At 42.0% G+C, this 14,807-nt stretch carries 23 protein-coding genes and 1 pseudogene; 3 read left to right on the top strand and 21 right to left on the bottom strand.

Annotation, left to right across the window (positions count from 1 at the left end):
• Nucleotides 1-302 precede the first annotated feature (302 nt).
• Entirely contained in the window at nt 303-1,079 is a 777-nt protein-coding gene (locus BM056_RS22095) for an amidohydrolase (RefSeq protein WP_092474560.1), read from the bottom strand.
• A 439-nt stretch (nt 1,080-1,518) separates the two neighbouring features.
• Between BM056_RS22095 and BM056_RS22090 the strand changes: the two genes are divergently transcribed.
• On the top strand, nt 1,519-2,286 hold the full coding sequence (locus tag BM056_RS22090; RefSeq protein WP_092474559.1) for a M14 family zinc carboxypeptidase: 768 nt from the start codon (nt 1,519-1,521) through the stop codon (nt 2,284-2,286).
• Here BM056_RS22090 and BM056_RS22085 read toward each other — a convergent pair.
• The 14 genes and pseudogenes from BM056_RS22085 to BM056_RS22035 form a co-directional block, all read right to left on the bottom strand.
• On the bottom strand, nt 2,267-2,494 hold the full coding sequence (locus BM056_RS22085; RefSeq protein ID WP_092474557.1) for a hypothetical protein: 228 nt from the start codon (nt 2,492-2,494) through the stop codon (nt 2,267-2,269). The genes BM056_RS22090 and BM056_RS22085 overlap by 20 nt on opposite strands.
• Before the next feature lie 322 nt (nt 2,495-2,816).
• A complete protein-coding gene (locus BM056_RS22080; protein WP_238456606.1) occupies nt 2,817-3,737 on the bottom strand; it encodes an FtsW/RodA/SpoVE family cell cycle protein in 921 nt (306 codons plus the stop codon).
• Nucleotides 3,724-4,005: a permease prefix domain 1-containing protein gene (locus BM056_RS27010; protein WP_238456605.1), complete on the bottom strand. Its 282-nt coding sequence runs from the start codon at nt 4,003-4,005 to the stop codon at nt 3,724-3,726. Before BM056_RS27010 ends, BM056_RS22080 begins: the two co-directional genes overlap by 14 nt.
• Entirely contained in the window at nt 4,006-4,338 is a 333-nt protein-coding gene (locus tag BM056_RS22075) for a PadR family transcriptional regulator (RefSeq protein WP_092474555.1), read from the bottom strand.
• 146 nt (nt 4,339-4,484) lie between these two features.
• The gene (locus BM056_RS22070) at nt 4,485-5,504 is read right to left on the bottom strand and encodes an alpha/beta fold hydrolase (protein ID WP_238456604.1); all 1,020 of its coding nucleotides are present in this window, start codon (nt 5,502-5,504) and stop codon (nt 4,485-4,487) included.
• A gap of 473 nt (nt 5,505-5,977) precedes the next feature.
• A complete protein-coding gene (locus tag BM056_RS22065; protein ID WP_092474553.1) occupies nt 5,978-6,235 on the bottom strand; it encodes a hypothetical protein in 258 nt (85 codons plus the stop codon).
• Nucleotides 6,208-6,456 carry a CHC2 zinc finger domain-containing protein gene (locus tag BM056_RS22060; RefSeq protein WP_092474552.1) on the bottom strand — a complete coding sequence of 83 codons (249 nt, stop codon included), beginning with the start codon at nt 6,454-6,456 and terminating at the stop codon, nt 6,208-6,210. Before BM056_RS22060 ends, BM056_RS22065 begins: the two co-directional genes overlap by 28 nt.
• Before the next feature lie 283 nt (nt 6,457-6,739).
• Nucleotides 6,740-6,829 (bottom strand): annotated as a pseudogene (locus tag BM056_RS22055) (single-stranded DNA-binding protein); the annotation flags it as partial.
• 13 nt (nt 6,830-6,842) lie between these two features.
• Nucleotides 6,843-7,067 (bottom strand): hypothetical protein, encoded by a 225-nt coding sequence (locus BM056_RS22050; RefSeq protein WP_092474550.1) that lies wholly within the window; start codon nt 7,065-7,067, stop codon nt 6,843-6,845.
• Nucleotides 7,068-7,161: 94 nt separating this feature from the next.
• Entirely contained in the window at nt 7,162-7,422 is a 261-nt protein-coding gene (locus tag BM056_RS22045; RefSeq protein ID WP_092474548.1) for a hypothetical protein, read from the bottom strand.
• Between the two features lie 37 nt (nt 7,423-7,459).
• Complete coding sequence (locus BM056_RS27400; RefSeq protein WP_274377578.1) at nt 7,460-7,594, bottom strand: hypothetical protein; 135 nt, start codon at nt 7,592-7,594, stop codon at nt 7,460-7,462.
• 285 nt (nt 7,595-7,879) lie between these two features.
• On the bottom strand, nt 7,880-8,032 hold the full coding sequence (locus BM056_RS26405; protein ID WP_165613663.1) for a hypothetical protein: 153 nt from the start codon (nt 8,030-8,032) through the stop codon (nt 7,880-7,882).
• A 95-nt stretch (nt 8,033-8,127) separates the two neighbouring features.
• A complete protein-coding gene (locus BM056_RS22040) occupies nt 8,128-9,009 on the bottom strand; it encodes a S1 RNA-binding domain-containing protein (protein WP_092474546.1) in 882 nt (293 codons plus the stop codon).
• A 501-nt stretch (nt 9,010-9,510) separates the two neighbouring features.
• Nucleotides 9,511-10,317, bottom strand: coding sequence for a 2-oxo acid dehydrogenase subunit E2 (locus BM056_RS22035; RefSeq protein WP_092474544.1), 807 nt, complete (start codon nt 10,315-10,317; stop codon nt 9,511-9,513).
• A 282-nt stretch (nt 10,318-10,599) separates the two neighbouring features.
• Between BM056_RS22035 and BM056_RS27790 the strand changes: the two genes are divergently transcribed.
• Entirely contained in the window at nt 10,600-11,085 is a 486-nt protein-coding gene (locus BM056_RS27790; protein WP_238456603.1) for a hypothetical protein, read from the top strand.
• A 136-nt stretch (nt 11,086-11,221) separates the two neighbouring features.
• Here BM056_RS27790 and BM056_RS22025 read toward each other — a convergent pair whose 3' ends face one another.
• A complete protein-coding gene (locus BM056_RS22025) occupies nt 11,222-11,611 on the bottom strand; it encodes a carboxymuconolactone decarboxylase family protein (RefSeq protein WP_092474541.1) in 390 nt (129 codons plus the stop codon).
• 75 nt (nt 11,612-11,686) lie between these two features.
• Here BM056_RS22025 and BM056_RS22020 point away from each other — a divergent pair, with 75 nt between their 5' ends.
• Nucleotides 11,687-12,055, top strand: coding sequence for a MerR family transcriptional regulator (locus BM056_RS22020; RefSeq protein WP_092474540.1), 369 nt, complete (start codon nt 11,687-11,689; stop codon nt 12,053-12,055).
• A gap of 155 nt (nt 12,056-12,210) precedes the next feature.
• Here the strand turns inward: BM056_RS22020 and BM056_RS22015 are convergent, their stop codons facing one another.
• The 5 genes from BM056_RS22015 to BM056_RS27395 form a co-directional block, all read right to left on the bottom strand.
• Nucleotides 12,211-12,438, bottom strand: coding sequence for a hypothetical protein (locus BM056_RS22015; protein WP_092474538.1), 228 nt, complete (start codon nt 12,436-12,438; stop codon nt 12,211-12,213).
• Nucleotides 12,439-12,500: 62 nt separating this feature from the next.
• Nucleotides 12,501-12,959 (bottom strand): hypothetical protein, encoded by a 459-nt coding sequence (locus BM056_RS22010; protein ID WP_092474536.1) that lies wholly within the window; start codon nt 12,957-12,959, stop codon nt 12,501-12,503.
• 1 nt (nt 12,960) lies between these two features.
• A complete protein-coding gene (locus tag BM056_RS22005; RefSeq protein WP_092474534.1) occupies nt 12,961-13,377 on the bottom strand; it encodes a hypothetical protein in 417 nt (138 codons plus the stop codon).
• 230 nt (nt 13,378-13,607) lie between these two features.
• A complete protein-coding gene (locus BM056_RS22000; RefSeq protein ID WP_092474532.1) occupies nt 13,608-14,174 on the bottom strand; it encodes a nitroreductase family protein in 567 nt (188 codons plus the stop codon).
• 488 nt (nt 14,175-14,662) lie between these two features.
• Nucleotides 14,663-14,797, bottom strand: a complete 135-nt coding sequence (locus tag BM056_RS27395; protein WP_274377577.1) for a hypothetical protein — start codon at nt 14,795-14,797, stop codon at nt 14,663-14,665.
• Nucleotides 14,798-14,807 lie beyond the last annotated feature (10 nt).

Below are 14,807 nucleotides of genomic sequence, written 5' to 3'. Positions count from 1 at the left end.
ATATAACAGCCATTTAATTTTTCAATTTCTTTACAATCAATTTGCTTTAAAATTTGATATAGTTTATCTTCCTCATCGAAATTTTTAACTAAAACTTCAAAGGAAAAAAGCATTCCACCAAGAATATACATGTAGGGTTTCACCTCGCTTGTGTTTTTTGTTGTGGGAATGAAAAACACTTCTATAGCAATCGGGTGAAACCTTTTATTTTTGGCAGCTTTATTGAGATATTTTAACTTTTTTGGCTAGGGTAAATTTGTCTTCCTATGTTTAATGAGCCCTTGTGTTTTATGGGGTTAGAATTATGCAATTGGCTCATAGGAAAGAATATGGTCCTGAGTTAGTTTAAGGGCTTCAATTTGCTGCCTTTCGCTATCCTGGGGTTTATTTTTTGTAATAAGTTGTGAAGCTGTATCAGTAAAAATTCCAATGGCGGTTCCTTCTGCGTTACGTAAAATTTCGCCTCCTACTGGGTTAGAAGTGGTAGTGCCATTGGCATCAATATTTGCTATCTCCATAGCTTTAGAATTAACCCAAATAGCATGTCCGCAAACACGGGTTAATACTACAGGGTTATCAGGGGCAATTGCATCTAAATCCCAACGTGTTGGCCATACATCAGGATCCCATACTTCTTGATTCCAGCCACGACCAATAATCCATTCGCCTGGTTCTGCTTTAGCAACTGCTGCTGCTACAGCATCTAAAATTTCTTGTTTTGGTTTCCAGAAACAATCAATTTGCTGCATTACACGACCAACTCCGGAGTAGTGCAAATGTGAATCAATTAAACCCGGTAAAACTGTATTACCCTTTAAGTTAATAACCTTAGTACCTTTACCGATATAGTTGCCGATCGTAGCGTTAGAATCAACGTATATAAATTGACCATCCTTGATTGCAAAAGCAGATGCCTTACTAAAATCTTTATCAACAGTGTAGATATTACCATTAATATAAACTATGTCTGCAACGTCTTTACTGGGTTCTGCGGTTGCTACTGTTCCAAAAGAAATTATTGTAATTAATAAAATTAACAAAATTAAAGTCTTAGGTAATCTTTGTTTTGTAAAATGCATAAAACTTATCCCCTCCCCTTATTAAATATAAATTTCATTACCAATCTATTTTTTTCTATATAATCACCCCATTTCATTAATTAAATTGGATATTATTAATTCTATTACTCAAATTTAAAACCTTTGGCTTTTATTTACATGTGCAAATAAATTCTCCTACTTATTTCGACATCTACCTTTAGAAAACTTATAATTTCTATCGAAAAGACCTCCATCTAATATGGAGGTTACTCATAGACTAAATCTGGACTTAAAACTCCCAACTTAAAAACAAATATTAATACACGATAAAACATATTATTCAATTCTGCGCATACCTTAAACAACAAATTTTTCAGAATATTTTTGCTAAAATATAACATACGCCCCAAATTTAACAAAGGAGGTGTAAATTTTTCCTTTAATATGGGGTTATAATCCAATATTTGGAGGTATTGTTGTGAAAAAGTGGTTTATTTTATCTTTAATTTGTATAAGTTCCCTAATGCTACTTGCGTCAATAGCCTTTGCACAACCGCAGTCAAATCCCAATGGACCGTGGATAGAAGATAATCAAAATGTGTCTCTTAGCAGTGTTATGACTAACGCAGAACTATATAAAACACTTGAAAAGATACAAAGCGTATCAAAAGGAAGAATGACTTTAGAAATTGCCGGGTATTCTGATGCCCTAAATGGAGACCTAATGGAAGAAGCCGGCTATCCTCTTTATGTAGCAAAATTTGGACAAGCTGACCCCGATAAAAAAAGAGTACTAATCACGAGCCAAATTCACGGCAACGAAGTTCTCGGAACCGAAGCCGCAGTTGAATTAATGCAACAGTTAGCTGCTGGTGGCAATCAAGTTGATGAAATTTTAGATAACGTAAGCATTTGGTTTATGCCTAGAATTAACCCCGATGGAGCTATGCATCAAAGTGATGGCCAATGGCATCCCATTAGACAATGCTCTCAATTATGGGATCCTAAAGCTATCGGATTACCAGAAGGAACAAATGCGCCCTGGTACTACAATAGTCGATATGAAGGATACGACGAAAACAGGGACTATAATCCTAACCTAGACTTTAGAGTTGATAACTATCCAGCTGAGGAGGTTGCAGCTTTCTTAAATGACCGTACAGTTAATAATAGTGTTTATGGCGGTTTCTATGTAACCCCGGAAGCCAGAATCGTAACAAAAGTTTTCAAAGAAATGGACCCCTGAGGAAAGGAGTCGGCTTTTCATCATACAGGAGCTTGAAAACCGGCTTCACTTCAGCGGTCGTTTTGGTTATCTCAAATAATTTGAGGGATACCCGGCTGAGATTGCTTGAAACATCTTCAGCCATAATCTCGGTCCTGGCAACCTGAAACTTGTTCAAAGCGGTTATCAGCGCTTTATTATAAGCAATATCGCTTTCATTCTGGGCCATCTCGATCTCGATCCCGGCCAGAATTTTACCGGATTCACGGTACCCGGCAGCCCTTTCGTTAATCAGTTTTGCCTCATTTAATTCATTCCGCAGAGTATCAATATTGCCATACTAATAACAGATAGCTGCGGATACTTTTCACCATTCCGGCGGCTGTTTGGCGACTCTGAGGGGCCACACTTGCTAAGCTAAAGTAAAAATTTATAGTCTCTTTTGCCGCTAATAATACGCCTGATTTCGACCGTCCCGCTGTCCATCAGCAATTCTAGTATCCCATTGCCTTCTGTCCTTAAGTCTAGAACCTTCACGTTTTTATTGATTATTAAAAGCTTTCTAAGACATTTCTTCTTCTGTAAATACTTGATATTATGCCTATTGCTGCGCCATTAAAAATCAATTGCGATCCGCCAAAACTGATAAAAGGCAGCCCTACCCCGCTCACCGGCGCAAAACCTAAATTCATTAATATGTTCCACAGGAACTGAACGGCAAAGATGGCCGTAAAACCGCTTATGAGCACCCTGGCATAGCTGGTTTTAACTGCCGCTACAATACGCATCATGCGCAATATAAAAATAATTCCCAAAGCCGCTAATAGACCCCCTGCAACCCAGCCCAAACTTACAGTTATATAAGAAAAAATAAAATCGTTATGAACGTTAAAGCCGCTGCCCAAGTTATTATTTTCAGGATTAATAAATGCAATAAACTGATTATACCTATGAGGGGCGCTTATAAATGGCATCATAATCATGACTGCCATTAAACCTGTCATCAGCAGGGAATACCTGTGTTTTGCCCCTGAAGCCACTAACAGTGTAATGCAGGTTATGGAATAAATAAACTCCGCAGTCAATGAATTGCTTGCCACCAGAAGTATTAACGGCACCACACACAACAAAAAGCCCTGTAACCATTTTATAGGCTGGCTCCAATTCCAATTATTTAAAACTCCGGCCAAAGCCAAGCAAAGCAGCAGGGGACTGATTTCCGTAACATCTAAATAAATTCCCCCTAAACTTAAATAATGTTTACCATTAAAATTCTGGCCGAAAATAGTTGCCAAAACCAGTGCTGACACGGTACCCCAATATATGTGTCTGGAATAGGGCTCGAGTTTTTTATAATCAAATATATAGAACCCGGCTGCGATAACTGCTCCGATAACAGTGAAAACCAAACTTTTAGTGAAAATATGAATGGAGGACACAGTAAATAATGCTTGTCTTTCAATAAAATACATAGCTAGCAAACCGACGCAAGCAAAAAGAGTGCCTGGGCTTATGAATTCTGTTAAGCTGCTTTCCTACAACATCAGCACTCCCCATCTGATTAATTGCTTTGTTTACGGCCTCATTTTTAGATAATCCTTCTGACACATATTCTTCAACAATATCTTCAATATGGGCTTTTAGTTCAAGTTTAATTTCTTGGTGAATTTCGCGGAATTTAATCTGTGAACATACGTCATCGACATATGCTAGTATTCTTGTAGTCTGATATTCGAACATCTATACTCCCCCTGCGAGAACTTCATCTACTGCAGAGCGGAAGGTTTCCCATTCCTGTTGTTTTTCTTTTAAAAAAAGATTTCCTTTTTTAGTAATCCGATAATATTTTCTTTGTCGGCTGCCTTCGCTTCCCCACCAGTAGGATTCAATCATGCTATCGGCTTCCAGTGAGTGTAAAATTGGGTAAAGTGTTCCTTCCTTGAACATAAAAACCCCGTTGGATTTCTTTTCGATTTCTTTGATCATTTTGTATCCATACATCGGCTCACGATCCAGTAGACTTAAAACAAGTATGACTGTACTTCCCTTTAACAACTCTTTATTTACTTTCACGGCCATCCCCCTTTGGAATAAATTCCACATCAATATGTTGTATATCTAGGCAAAAGTGTATTCTGTATCCGTTCAAAAATTAATTCTCAAATAGGTAATCTATTCCATTCCCTGACTTCTCTTTCTGTGGATGTTTTTTCCACCTCTCACTTGTTATTTAAAATATCCAGTATCTCAGCGTTTATCACTTCCGGATGACTCCAATGAACGGCGTGCCCTGCTCCTTTGACAATAATTTGTTTGCTGTCGGTGGACCACTTCTTTAAATTCAGTTGGTTTTCTTTACTCTCTTTGTAATTATTCAGTTCTTCAGATGTAATTATTCTAAGAGGAATGTCTTTTATATAACCATTCGACAGTACTTTCAAAGCATTCTTCTCTTTGTTATTCCCCTCATCAACCTGGTTGCTGTTAAGACAAGTTCTTAAAAACATTGCTTCATCAAGCTTCACAAAACTGTCCGGCGCCAATGACAAATTATTTCTTGCGGTAGACAGTACTGTTGAAGAATAATTATACACTGTATTAAACAACAACCTGGAAATCCCGCTTTTATTAAGAAGAAAAATTGTCTTGTGGAATATTGAAGCACGTACGAAAGCAAATGTTGACGGCTTTACCCGATTCGAATACATGTCAGGGTTTGACCCGTCTATCAAAACAACACCCTTAACTTCATTTTTATAGATTTGGGCAAATCTTAACATTTCAAGTGAGCCTATAGAATGCCCGACAAGGATGTATGGTGGTTTTTCGCCTGACTTCTCCAGTAATTCATGAATTTCTGTTGTGATAGTATCAATATCTCTGGGAGTATCGGCCACATCACTCCACCCGTATCCCGGCCTGTCATAAACTGCTATTCTCGTACGCTTTGATATTTCATTATATAGTGGATAGAAGTCAACATATGGGCTTGGTACTGCCCACCCGGATGCAAAAACTACCGTTGCACGGCCCTCTCCTTCCGCAAAAATATGCATGTTATGTCCGTTTACGTTAATTAATTGCCCGACTGGTTTATATTTTATTTTGTCAGAATATTCTCCGGCTTGTTCACATACAACTCCCATCAATAATATTATAAGAATCCCTAATATTATTTTTTTCTTCCTGCTTATGGTTTTCTTATATTTCCTATTACCGTTTCTTACCTGTGCCTCCATAACTCAATTCACCCCTTGACTGATATGAAGTAACCCTACTGAAAACGCTCTTATTAACTTTTACGGCAATCCTCCTCTTGTAGTAGATTGTATATCTATGCATCGCGTAACTAGGTATCATCATATACTTGAATTGCATAAAAATCAATGGTTTTCGGTGTACTTGTTTATCTTATTGAAAAATTCTTTCCGTCGACCACCGTCGGCTGTGGCCAGAATCCACTCACAAAATCAACAAGGGCTTCTCACCTTTATCAGTGAGAAAGCCCTTGTCTTTCATGCTTTCTGGCGGAGAGTCAGGGATTCGAACCCTGGAGACCGCTCATCACAGCCTACTCGATTTCGAGTCGAGGGTGGTTTAAGCAAAATTATATATTATTGCCAGAACTCATCATTATGTTCTGGCATCACGTTAACGAATAGTATTAAAAAAATATCGTACATCATCACTATAAAGGGCCATTTTCTGTATTTCATGATCCGGGTGCACAAGACACTCCAACAAAAACTCCCAGTACGGCAAGTTTATGCACCAGGGAATCAAGCCGATTATATGCCTCCCACCCGCCAACGGCCAGCGATCTTTCGGTTGTGCGCACCAGCAGGGATAATATCCGGTTCGCTTCATCCACTCTTTGCCGAAGTTCCCGTTCGGCCTTACGCTTATTTTCCAGACGCGCCAAACTTTTTCTTACCGATGGTGTCAGGGATTCATTGTACAGGCCGCACAATCCCGGGCTATCATCCTGGCTGCTTGCAGGGGGGATACGTCAAGAATTCCGGCCAGAAAATCCGTAACATCACCATATGCGCCGCACCCAAAACACTTCCATCCATCACGGTACACAACAAATGAGGGGTAACTGTCTTCATGAAACGGGCAGCAAGCCATCCACCGTGAGCCACGTTTGTTAACTTCAAGTAGATCGTACTTTCTAATAACCGCCAACATGGGGATCTGTTTGACCAGCTGAAAAATATATTTTTATACTCCTTTCTTACCCTGGATGTCCGGGTAAATAAAGACAGAAAGGTCGCATCCAACAAACAGTTGAACACGACCCTCTTACGGTGTATGCAATTACCATTTACAATCGTTTACCAAACCTATTTTTTTACCGGTCAATTCTCTCCAGCTTTCCTTCACAAAAAGGACATTTAAATTTTGATTCTGATAAATTATCTAATATCTGCCCGCATGACTGGCATTTCTACTTCCATAGTTCAGGAGTTTGAGTAAAAGTAGCAACGGGCATACCGGATTGTGTGTAACGCAGTTCTGGGTCGGCAGTGAGACGCCCGATCAATATAACCTTGTTCAACATGTTATTCTCCTCCTTATTCCAGGGACACAGTCTCGGAGCCGTTCCCGCAAATTCTGATGATACCGGCTTTTCCTTCAATAGCTGCCTTGACAATCCTTCGGCAGATCCATGGAAGGGTTTCTGACCTGGCCATCTTCAAAGACAACGTCAAGGCGAACATACGCAATCCGTTCAGATATCTCAAAGCTTGTTTTTGCTGGCCGGGCCTTACATGGGCCACATAAGACATAATGGTCATCTTTCCCCTCCTTGTAAGCTCGTCAAGAGCGCCCCGGCACTTTAAAGCCCCCGGGGCAGGGCGTTTTTCATCCCATCCCGTTCAGAGCAAATATTTAGCAGAACAATATTTTTGCGTTTTCCTTTTCAAACGCAAAATTGATAAAGTCCACCACATCCTGCGCTTCATTTTTAATAACATCCACCGCTTTACTCCAGTCCCCGAAATATTTCTTCAAGGTTTCCGGGGGTAAGACCGGTTTCCGTATAAAAGCAAGAAGCAGGTCCCGGTTTTTGGTCAACCGTTCCCGCTCCTTCTTATCCGAAAGGTCAGGTCCTTCCCCATCGTTACCACCGTCCCAAGCAGGGAAAAGCATTTCGGACCAGCTGATTCCGAATACTGTCTTAAAAACTTCATCCCCAGGCTCCGAGGCTACCCCAACTTTGCCTGAGGTAACCGGCCTTGCCTACGCTTCTAAATCCGGTGATTTGCGCTTTTTGGTCCTGCTCCGACATGCCGGGCCATTTTATGTAAACATCCAAACCCATGATTTACTCCTTTCCCACTCACCGGGCATGGCGGCTAGTGAGTGACCGTCGTTTGTCCCCAGCGCGGGAAAATAAGAAACCGGCAAAAAACAAACTATATCTGATAATCAGTTTACTACCTGAGCATGTTCCTGCGCCTGATTACCGTTCATGAATCGCACATGCATACGGTTTTGTTTTGGAGCATCCGCAGGGCTGACACACTAACCTTCCTGGATGCCGCAAGTTTAATATTCAGTGCGGCAATTTCATTTTCCAGATCCGAAATCAAATCGTGGAGTCCGGTTACCCCAGCGAAACAAGCCCTTCAGCCGGCGGGCTAATTATCATACCTGTTTTGCCGGGTTCGGACCACTTTACTTTTTCGGAACCGTGCGCATTATCTTCAAATACCAGTCCAAAAGAAGCCAGCCTCGGATGAATGTAAAGCCCTGACATGGAAAAATTATCTTATGCCGGGCGGCAGCACCTTGCCGTTAACCCTGCGCCTGTCAAAGTTAAGACTCCTCCTGACCACAACGCTGACTCCCGGCTCAATGGAAATATCCCGAAAAGTTTTTTTGTCGCAGAGGCACGTAACCCCATCGGTAAACTTTACAAAAGCGCCCGAATGGTTTTCCCCGGTGACCGTCCCCCGGTGAATACTGCCGGGCACGTAACGTTCCGGGATAATCTTGAACGCTGACCAGTAAAACCCTACTGGTCGCATTTTCATTTTTAAACTCGTTTTTCTTCAGTACCTTCACCCTGATAATATCGCCCCGCCGGTAGTCCACGTCCTCGGTGTAATTGTGGGATACCTCTCCGACAGGCAGGATGGCGCGTATTGCCTCGATGTCAAGATATACCCTGTTTGCCAAACCGTTATCGGAACGGTCAACGCCGGTAACCACACCGTCCACAATGTCGCCTTCGTTGATATTCTTCCAGGCCCGGGAAGCATGGATCGCTTCCGCGCGGTCTCGGCGCAGGATTACAATATTGTTCTCCCGGTCCACGCTGACAGGCAGGACGCGCAGGAAGGGATAGTTCATCAGTGATTCGAGCTTTTCCCGCTCCCGGAGTCCGGCGTATTTTTCAGGTAGGATGCCCTTGACACCGGTAAGCGGGTCGGGAATATAGATTACTAAGCACTTCTTGTCCGCAATTTCTTCTATCGACATGGCCGGGTAATCCGTCAAGGGGTTATTGTTGCGAAGCGCGACGTAAATGAGCCGCCAGGCGTCGTCATCCGCCTCATGGGTATAAGTATTCTCCGTCTTACTTACGGTAGTTTCGGCATTCAGGTTTTTTGTTTCTTCGGGCTGCCGAGTTGTAATGACACTTCCGTTACCTTCTTCTCTAGGTTCATTAACAAGAAGCGTATCCTGCTTTGTTTCCTCCGTTTCAATATTAATGCAAAGTTCATCTTGCATTTATAAAACCTCCTTTGATAGATTTTTATCCCTATAAAATAGAAAATGGACCGGGAATCCGGCCCAAAATAAAGAAATAATTAGCGAAAAAATAATTTAATTTAATATGATGTATTTTGGGTCAAATTACCCACCGCCTACGCCCCTTATCATCTACATGAATCTTACCAATTGAGTTTACGGTAAATTGTTCCATAAGACACAGCCCTGCTCTTGTAAATAGAGTACAGGGCTGTGTCTTTATAGGGCTAGGCAACATGGCTTTACAAAAGAATTCCAAGGGAGCCCAGCCTCTCCTTCTCCCGCAGGGCCTCCAAATTTAGAAAACCAGCTTTTTTAACCACTAAGTTAATTTTGCTGGTGGGCTTAGTTAATAAGGCGTCCTAAATATATTCATCATCCACTAAATGTTGAAAATATACTGTTAGCTAATTTCAGACACTCATATATTCAGAGTCAGTCATGGAGGCTGCCCCTCAGTATGTTAATATAAAATTAAACTCAGGATAATCCGTATCCCCCTTCAACAAGTTTAGTTAGTTTAGAGAGAGCTCTCACTGCTGGGGCACCATCAATAACATCATGATCAACCAGAACTGTAATATAAAGATATTCTCTTACTTCTATCTTATCATTTACAATACCTGGTTTCTTAAAGATTGAACCGATTGCAAAACATAGTGGATGAATACTTACCGGTATCACCCATCCATTTATTTTGCCCACCATGCCTACCGAGGTTATCATAACAGTTCCCATGTTTTGTTTTATCAACATAGGGCTTCTCATTATACATTTCCATATCAAGTTCCTTATAAAGCCTGGCAGGTAATAATATATTTTCATGAAAATTCTATTCTTTTTTTCCTGGCCTAAAACATAATCTTCTTCACCCTCAATTGACTGTTTCTGGCCATTTTTTATTTCGTTACTAATATCAGAAATACTTTTTTCATTTGTTTTTCGAATAACATAAGGTAACGGTACTTTCTTTCCGTCAATTTCTCTTTCTATAACAATCGAAATGTCTATATCATCAAAGATAATTAATTTTCTCTTTCCTTTTCTTATACCTTGAATCTGCTTAAATTCTTCCACTGCATGACTTATACACTTGATTAACCATGAGTTGAAATTAATCTTTTCTTTTAGTTTCTTCTTTTCACGAATTAAGTTTCGAGGTTCTGTTACATCTAATTCGATTAATGCCTTAATATGGTGTTTCTTTAAGCCAGCTACACCAATATCAATGGTAGATATTCTGCTCATTGGAAACTCTTCTATCTGATACTCACCAATATTTTTCATAATAAACCCTCATTTACCCATTTCTTTGAAACCATTATATCTTAATTCAATCGCGGGCGAGCGGCTATTACATCCAAATCAGTCAACTTCTTATTACCGAAATTAGTTGGGTAAAAAATTCATCATAAGTAGTATATACGAAGCAGGTTCGCATTTATAACTTCTTTTAACGGAACGCTTTCGCTATAAGGCGATATAATGACGTAACGCTTCTTTTGAACCTCTGCTAATAGCATAAAAATTCAGAAGGGATTTGATTTATTATTCAATTTTTCTCACCAAATGTTCCAGTTAATTAACAAAGTTTTTATTTCCACCGCCCGGCCTTTTCGCTCACTAGCATCGCTTCCATCGCAAACCTCGAAGGCATTCTGTCCTCATTATGGTACCCTGTCACATAAAGCCTGGCCCTGGTCAGCGCCACGCAAAAGATACGCCTCTCTTCCTCGACATCGTCAGCCTTCACGCAAACAGCATCACCCTAGCCACCACGGTCATGGTCTTGCCGGAGCCCGCCGGGGCCAGCACCAGGGCGGGACCGGTAAAATGCGCAGCTCCCCGGTTCTGGTCCGGGTCGAGCGGCGGCGGTCAATAGCACGGATAAGTCCGGGAAATCCGGCATGTTTGTTTGTACGTGTTTGTTCAGACATTTTGGTCACCGAGACGCCGCCCCAGAAATCCCTGGCTTTAACCATGGGAAGGAAAGCGGAGGCGAGCATTGGCTCGCTATTTCCTTTCTTTCGTATTGCCAGCCGTTTTTTTTACTAGCACATGCATTTATCACCAGGATAGGTGCAGGCACCGTCTGCAGAAACTTCGCAATAAAAAAAGCAATTCACTCTGGCATGTGACAAGTGAGTTGCTTTTCATAACTTCATTTGAAAAACATATAAATATAATCTTCTTAAATGATTTCTCTGTTTTTAAAAACTTCCTTCGCAACGGCTACCGCATTTAATACTCTTGGAAATCCTACATAAGGAATACATTGTATAAATACCTCAACAATTTCATCAGGAGTTACACCTACATTTAACGCGCCATTAATATGCACGCGCAGTTGATTTTCTGTTCCGCCTAATGAAGCAAGACTGCTAATAGTAATAAGTTCTCGTTGTTTCAGATCTAAAACAGGCCGGGTATAAATATCCCCGAAGGCAAATTCGATAATAAATTTTCCCAGGTCAGGCGCTATGTCGTTTAATGATTTAATGACCTTATCTCCTTGCTCACCGTCTACTTCGGACAGTTTTTCAAAACCTGATTCGTAACGGCTTTTCCCCAAATCTTTCATCCCCTTTTTTTGATATAATCAAAGTGTAAATGCTAGAGTATACTCTATGTCAAACAGGTAACAGGAGTTGTTTTTATGTTTTATTCTATCGGAGAGTTTTCCAAAGTAACCGGACTGAGTATCCATACGCTTCGCTATTACGAAAAAGAAAAGTTAATTTATCCTGTGAGAGATAAAAAAAATAAACGTCAGTATACAGAAAAGGATAGAGCCTGGGTCGCCTTTATTTTAAAGCTTAAAGAGACAGCTATGCCAATTAGGGAAATTAAAAAATATGCCAAGTTAAGGTATGAGGGAAATTCCACTTTAAAAGAACGATTAAGAATGCTTCAATCCCACCGTTTGTTCATGCTTGAAGAGAAAAAAAAGCTTGAAAAGAATATTAAACATTTGGATGAAAAAATTAAAATCTATGAAAAGAACATTCTTCTTTATGAAAAATAATGATGCTTTTAGTTTTAATTCTTCCCCATGGCTTTAGCCAGGGGCTTAACGGCGCTTTCCGGTAAAAGCCGGTTACGCGGCTTGCGCCTTCTCTCCTGGCCAATGCTAACTTGTCATACCGGCACACTGCTCGTACAACCCCTACCTGCGGACTATCACCTCGGCACCGGAATTCCATCTTCGATTACAAAAACATTGCAGCCCTCGTGTGGCTGCATCAGGATATAGGTTATTTTGCTTTTATGCCTGAATTTCCGGTCCAGTGTTTCCGCTATCTCATCAAGCCGGGCCTTATCCCTGACCTGCATCAGGGTCTCCCCCGGCTTGCCGTATCTCGACCCCAGGCAGCTGCCGTAACGGTACACCCGCAGCAGCTCGGACACATTGCCGTCACTGCAGTCCGCCAGGTAATACGAATGCTCCCCGGCAGCCGCAACCAGCGGGGTTACCGGGTTGGGGTGCGCCGCCTGCCCGACGCGGTGTCGTTATAGGTTGAGGTAAGCGCCTCGGTCAACCAGGCGTAAGGTTTATGACCGTTGAAGCGGCGCGAGAGGTAATTCCTGCCGTCATTGTTTGTTAAAACATAAACGTTTTCAGGCAGGTCGTCCATGCTTCCGACAAGATGTTCAACCACGGGGCGGCGATCATTGTCCGTATGGCATAAAACAAGAAAGTCATTAAGACCCCTGGCCACCATGTTACTCATACTGGAGCGCAGGTAGTTCACCTCGTACTTTCCGGGGCGCGGGTCAAGCTGGCATATACACACGCCGCCAGCCCTGGCGTCCACCTTGGTATTGTGCGGCAGCCGCCGCTGTTCCCGTAGTTCCCTGCCGTAAAGCCACGGGACGTTGTTTTCATGTGCCATAAGGCGCAGCTCGCCAAGCCGCCAGCTATTCAGCACCTCATCCCGGCCGGGCTTGGCTTATGCGTACACGGGACTGCCTGGGCTCTTTACCCAGTAATTTTTCATAAACCTGTATGCCGAATTCAGTCAGCCGGTACAGCTTACCGATTATGCGGGGATTTTTTCTGCCTCGCTCCCTTACGGCGTATGTTTCGATATCCACAAGGTCCCGGCGGCGGACAAGGCCCATACGCTTTATCCTGTAGCTGGTGTGCCCGGGGAAATACAGTTTTTTGATGACGTGAACGGGAACCGTGTGACCGTAGTGTATCTCTCCGAGAATTCGCTGCTCCCTTTTGCCGAGCCTGAACCGCCTGACCCGCTCCTCGACCACGGTGGTGCGAAGCTCGACGACCGAGTTTCCACTGGATCGCAGTTCGAGGGCGGATTCCGGTTCTGTTATGTCTTTCAGCAATGTACTCACTCCTCTCTTAATATTCAAGAAATATTTATGTATTAAAAGAAGTTATATATAATGGCTATGTTTTTACCTTTCAGCCTTTATGGTTCGGAAAGAAGCCGGTTGATATTAAGGGAACAGAAAATGACAATAGCAGACTCATTTACGCTACCATCTTTGACAAAAACTATAGAACAGCTCTCTATGCGTTCAAGAGCAATGAGAGCTGTTCTTATTAGTTAAAACTATTTGATATATGTAATGAGGTTAGGCTTCCTGTCCGGTACATTAACAACGGCATCTTTCTTATACCCAAACACAGCAGAGTAGTAAGGCTTATAGCCCTCAGGTATTTTCAGTTCCTTTCGCAATTCTGAACCCTGTGGCGAATTAAACGCTAACATGACAAAGAATATCCAGCATGACCCCAGCCCGAGTGACTCAGCAGCGAGCAGTAAATTTTGTGTAGCCGCTGCGCAATCCGCTTCGAGAGGTACTGGGACCTGAACATTGCCAGAGACTATAATTAGTACCGGTGCACCATACAAACAATTAAACTTCTCATTATTCCCCAGTTCCCTTAAATGTTCCATATCCATATGTTTCGCGGCTTCTTTAGCTGCAAGGTTTAGTCTGTCCAGCAGTTCCTTGTTTTGTATTACTGTAAAATGCCACGCCTGGCCCCCGGCGTTGGGAGCATATAACCCCGCTTCCAGTATCGCCCGTAATTCTTCCTCCTTGATCTGTTCATCTTTATAACTTCTGATACTCCTACGCTGTTTAATGATTTTTAAAGCATCATTAACAATCATCAAATCATCCCTCCTATAGTTTCGATTCCTAAGAATATACCAGCCTTTGGCAGAATTATACGTTATTCAAGTATTTACCTTCTACCACAATGGATACCCTCTCAGACGGTGCGTCGTTCAGTTCTACACATAGGTTAATGCTTTTGAGCCCATGGAAGCATCCCACGCGAATTCTCTGGAGAGGTTTTTACCATTTCTTATAGGCAGCCGGTCTTTTCATGCGGGCCTCTTTGGAACTGGCCGGGTGACTTAAAAGGCGTCCGTGAAATAAGAGGGGGGCGAAGTGTTTAGGGGCAAAAGGTAACCTCTTTTGCCCCCAAACACTTCTGAAAGCTCATCGACCAGGTCGGTTCATGCGGCAACCACCAGGTTGTGCCCCAAGCCTTGAAAACACTGATTTTTATTCGGATACCAGGATATCCGTTTTCCGCTGTAACGGGATACTTTTTTGGTATTCATTAATGGTTATCAAAAGCCGGACCGTTTTTTTATGAGCTGTAGTTTAAAAACCGGCTGACCGTAGCCGTTATTTCAGGATTAATATTTACTTCAGGCGGGTCTTTGCTGCTTGCGCAACCGTTCATAAAAATAATTAGAACAACAGTAACGAGTAGTTTTTTCAAGTAAATCACC

It is taken from the genome of Desulfotruncus arcticus DSM 17038, assembly GCF_900113335.1.
Lineage (GTDB): Bacteria > Bacillota > Desulfotomaculia > Desulfotomaculales > Desulfallaceae > Desulfotruncus > Desulfotruncus arcticus.
Note: the sequence above shows the minus strand (reverse complement) of the source record. Positions and strands in the feature narration are given on the sequence as shown.

Coding starts and splice junctions, on each gene's coding strand:
- BM056_RS22095 (WP_092474560.1), bottom strand. CDS start 1,079: ATGCATTTTACAAAACAAAGATTACCTAAGACTTTAATTTTGTTAATT.
- BM056_RS22085 (WP_092474557.1), bottom strand. CDS start 2,494: ATGGCCCAGAATGAAAGCGATATTGCTTATAATAAAGCGCTGATAACC.
- BM056_RS22080 (WP_238456606.1), bottom strand. CDS start 3,737: ATGTATTTTATTGAAAGACAAGCATTATTTACTGTGTCCTCCATTCAT.
- BM056_RS27010 (WP_238456605.1), bottom strand. CDS start 4,005: ATGTTCGAATATCAGACTACAAGAATACTAGCATATGTCGATGACGTA.
- BM056_RS22070 (WP_238456604.1), bottom strand. CDS start 5,504: ATGGAGGCACAGGTAAGAAACGGTAATAGGAAATATAAGAAAACCATA.
- BM056_RS22060 (WP_092474552.1), bottom strand. CDS start 6,456: ATGTTGGCGGTTATTAGAAAGTACGATCTACTTGAAGTTAACAAACGT.
- BM056_RS22050 (WP_092474550.1), bottom strand. CDS start 7,067: ATGACCATTATGTCTTATGTGGCCCATGTAAGGCCCGGCCAGCAAAAA.
- BM056_RS22045 (WP_092474548.1), bottom strand. CDS start 7,422: ATGCTTTTCCCTGCTTGGGACGGTGGTAACGATGGGGAAGGACCTGAC.
- BM056_RS27400 (WP_274377578.1), bottom strand. CDS start 7,594: ATGGGTTTGGATGTTTACATAAAATGGCCCGGCATGTCGGAGCAGGAC.
- BM056_RS26405 (WP_165613663.1), bottom strand. CDS start 8,032: ATGTCAGGGCTTTACATTCATCCGAGGCTGGCTTCTTTTGGACTGGTA.
- BM056_RS22040 (WP_092474546.1), bottom strand. CDS start 9,009: ATGCAAGATGAACTTTGCATTAATATTGAAACGGAGGAAACAAAGCAG.
- BM056_RS22035 (WP_092474544.1), bottom strand. CDS start 10,317: ATGAAAAATATTGGTGAGTATCAGATAGAAGAGTTTCCAATGAGCAGA.
- BM056_RS27790 (WP_238456603.1), top strand. CDS start 10,600: ATGTTCCAGTTAATTAACAAAGTTTTTATTTCCACCGCCCGGCCTTTT.
- BM056_RS22025 (WP_092474541.1), bottom strand. CDS start 11,611: ATGAAAGATTTGGGGAAAAGCCGTTACGAATCAGGTTTTGAAAAACTG.
- BM056_RS22020 (WP_092474540.1), top strand. CDS start 11,687: ATGTTTTATTCTATCGGAGAGTTTTCCAAAGTAACCGGACTGAGTATC.
- BM056_RS22000 (WP_092474532.1), bottom strand. CDS start 14,174: ATGATTGTTAATGATGCTTTAAAAATCATTAAACAGCGTAGGAGTATC.